Origin of the sequence: Brevundimonas sp., assembly GCF_032107865.1 — a bacterium.
GTDB lineage: Bacteria > Pseudomonadota > Alphaproteobacteria > Caulobacterales > Caulobacteraceae > Brevundimonas.
Window position 1 is genome coordinate 1 of the sequence record NZ_DAMCNG010000277.1, and the last position, 3055, is coordinate 3055.

Consider the following 3055-nt stretch of genomic DNA (forward strand, 5'->3'; position numbering starts at 1 on the left):
CGCGATCCGGCCCCAGCATCTGACCGAACGGCCCCAGCGCCTTGTCGGGCGCGCCCCGCGCGCGGCACGGCGGATGGCGTCGTTTCCGTCATTTCAGGTCGCCCATGTCGTCAGAACCCCTCGCACCCAGCCCTCTCGCAACTGGCCCCCTCGCAGTCGCCCGCCGCCATGATCTGGATTGGATCCGGGTCGGGGCCTTCCTGCTGCTGATCCTCTATCACGTCGGCATGTTCTACGTGCCTTGGGACTGGCATGTGAACAGCCCCCGGCCGGTCGCGTGGCTGGAGCCGGTGATGCAGTTGACCAATCCTTGGCGGCTGACCCTGCTGTTTCTGGTCTCGGGCGCCGCGACCCGTTTCCTGTTCGACGGCTTCCAGCGCGAAGGGAAGGGCGCCGCACGCCGCTTCGCCGGGTCGCGCACCTGGCGTCTGCTGCCGCCGCTGCTGTTCGCCATGTTCGTGATCGTGCCGCCGCAGTCCTATTACGAAGTGATCGAGGCGGCGCAGGGGCTGGGCGTGGTCGATCCGGCGAACTCGCCCTGGCTAGCCGACTTCTGGGGGAAATACGCCACGGCGTCCGGCGGCTGGTGCGACGCCGACGGCTGCCTGACCACGCCGACGTGGAACCACATGTGGTTCGTGGCCTATCTGTTCGTCTACAGCCTCGTGCTGGCGGGCCTGCTGGCGTTCGGGCGCGGCTGGCTGCCCGCGATCCAGTCGGGGCTGGAGCGGGCCTTGAAGGGCTGGGGCCTGCTGATCTGGCCGGTGCTGTGGCTGTTTCTGCTGCGCTGGACCCTGGCGCGCATCTTCCCGACGACCCACGCCCTGACCGACGACTGGTACAACCATGCGGTCTCGTTCAGCGCCTTCCTGTTCGGCTTCCTCAGCGTGCGTTCGGCGGTGCTGAAGGTGGCCTATGAGTGGCTGCGGCGACCGGCGTTGATCCTGGCCCTGTGCGCCTGGGCGGGATGGGCCGTCTACGCCTGGACCTATCGCGACAGCGGAACCCCGCCTGAGGCGCTGAGGGCCGCCATGCGACTGATCTACGCCATCGACCAATGGGCCTTCATCGCCGCCGTGTTGGGCTATGGCGCGCGTTACCTGAACCGTGGCGGGCGGTGGCTGCGCTATCTGACGGGCGGCGTCTTCTGCTTCTACATCGTGCACCAGACGATCACCGTGGTCGCGGCCTATCACCTGTCGAAGCTGGGCCTGCCGCAGGGGCTGGAGGCGGGGCTGCTGATCGCCGTCACCTTCGGCGGTTGTTGGGCCGCCTATGAGATCGCACGCCGTCTGGGGCCGCTGGGCCTGTTGCTGGGCGTGAAGCGCGATCCTCGCCCCGCCTTGCTGGCCAAGCCGGTCAGGCCGTAGTCTGAGCCGACGCATGGCGCAGGAGCGACGCAGTATGGACCACAAGCCCCAGGACCGGCGCCCGCCGATCATCCTCTATCTGACCTGGGTCATCCTGATCGGAGCGGCGGTCATCGGCTTCATGACCGACGCCTTCAGCGTGACCTTCGTGGCCGTGGGAACCCTGTTGCTGTCGCTGGTCCCCATGTGGCTGGGCGAGAAGATCGGCGTCGCCCTGCCGACCGCCTTCGTCAGCGCCATCGCCGCCTTCCTGTGCGCCACCCTGTTTCTGGGCGAGGTGGGGGATTTCTATGAACGCTACTGGTGGTGGGACGTGGTGCTGCACGGCGGCTCGGCGATCGGGTTCGGCCTGGTGGGCTCTCTGCTGATGCTCATGCTGGTGCGCGGCGAGCGCCTGACGGCGGCGCCGATCACCGTGGCCTTCTTCGCCTTCTGCTTCGCCGTGACGGTCGGCGCCCTGTGGGAGATCTGGGAGTTCACCCTCGACCAGCTGTTCGGCCTGAACACCCAGAAATCCGGCCTCGTCGACACCATGTGGGATCTGATCGTCGACGCCATCGGCGCCCTGATCGGGGCGAGCGCGGGCTGGGCCTATCTGAAGGGACGCGAAGGCGGGCCGCTGGTCGGGGCGATCCGCGCCTTCATCGCCAAGAACCGTCGTCTGTTCGGCGACGGTTGAGGCCGTCTATTCCGCCAACCGCCCTTGCGCCTCATCGCCGGGGAAGACGACGTTCGGGTCGGGTTCGCGGCATTCCAGGCCGGGGCGGTTCAGGCGGCGCAGGACGTGGCGCAGGATGTTCAGCCGCGCCGTCTTCTTCTTGTCGGTCGCCACCACGGTCCAGGGGGCGTAGTCGACATGGGTGCGCTTCAGCATCTCGTCGCGGGCGGCGGAATAGGCGCTCCAGCGGGCCTGGGCCTCGGCGTCCAGGGACGAGACCTTGAACCGCTTCAGCGGATGGTCGACGCGCTCCTCTAGGCGGCGGGCCTGTTCGTCGCGGCTGATGTCCAGCCACAGCTTGATCAGGATGACGCCCGACTGGGTCAGCATCCGCTCGAAATGCGGGGCGTCGTGCAGGAAGCGCTCATGCTGCTCGGGCGTGCAGAAGCCCATGACCGGCTCGACCCCGGCCCGGTTGTACCAGGAGCGGTTGAAGATCACGATTTCGCCCGCCGCCGGCAGATGGGCGGCGTAGCGCTGGAAATACCACTGGGTCGTCTCGCGGTCGGTCGGCTTGGGCAGGGCGACGACGCGCGTCTGCCGCGGGGCCATGTATTCGGTCATGCGCTTGATCGCCCCGTCCTTGCCGGCGGCGTCGCGTCCCTCGAAGACGATGACGACCTTCAGTCCCTGTTCGATGGCCCAGGCCTGGGTCTCGACCATCTGGATCTGCAGGGCTTCCAGGATGTCGGCGTAGTCGTCCTTGGCCATCGGCGTGTCCTTGTGTCGCGATCGGCGAACCTTGCGGCGAATTCACTGGCGTCGCCAGCCTCGCCGTTCAGGGTGCAACGCAAAAGGAGCCGAAAATGATCAATCGCCGTCATGTCCTGGCCGTTGGCGCGGCGGCCGCCGTTGCACCTACGGCGGTGCGCGCGCAAGGCGAGGCGGCGTTCGACGCCGCCCTGACGACGGCTTTCGACACGGTCAAGCCGGTCGCCCTGGCGGGCGGGGCCGTGACGGCTCAGGG

Annotated in this window: 3 protein-coding genes; 2 read left to right on the forward strand and 1 reads right to left on the reverse strand. The window is 67.9% G+C overall.

Annotated features, from left to right (window positions below; genetic code table 11):
- Positions 1 to 104: 104 nt before the first annotated feature.
- Both RT567_RS15425 and RT567_RS15430 read left to right on the forward strand, forming a co-directional pair.
- Positions 105 to 1370 (forward strand): acyltransferase family protein, encoded by a 1266-nt coding sequence (locus tag RT567_RS15425; protein ID WP_313577118.1) that lies wholly within the window; start codon positions 105 to 107, stop codon positions 1368 to 1370.
- A 34-nt stretch (positions 1371 to 1404) separates the two neighbouring features.
- On the forward strand, positions 1405 to 2049 hold the full coding sequence (locus RT567_RS15430; RefSeq protein ID WP_313577119.1) for a hypothetical protein: 645 nt from the start codon (positions 1405 to 1407) through the stop codon (positions 2047 to 2049).
- A 6-nt stretch (positions 2050 to 2055) separates the two neighbouring features.
- Here the strand turns inward: RT567_RS15430 and ppk2 are convergent, their stop codons facing one another.
- Positions 2056 to 2799 carry a polyphosphate kinase 2 gene (gene ppk2 / locus RT567_RS15435; RefSeq protein ID WP_313577120.1) on the reverse strand — a complete coding sequence of 248 codons (744 nt, stop codon included), beginning with the start codon at positions 2797 to 2799 and terminating at the stop codon, positions 2056 to 2058.
- Positions 2800 to 3055: the final 256 nt, after the last annotated feature.

Excerpts from the sequence above, each read along its gene's own strand:
- ppk2 (WP_313577120.1), bottom strand. The coding sequence starts at position 2,799 with ATGGCCAAGGACGACTACGCCGACATCCTGGAAGCCCTGCAGATCCAG.
- RT567_RS15430 (WP_313577119.1), top strand. The coding sequence starts at position 1,405 with ATGGACCACAAGCCCCAGGACCGGCGCCCGCCGATCATCCTCTATCTG.
- RT567_RS15425 (WP_313577118.1), top strand. The coding sequence starts at position 105 with ATGTCGTCAGAACCCCTCGCACCCAGCCCTCTCGCAACTGGCCCCCTC.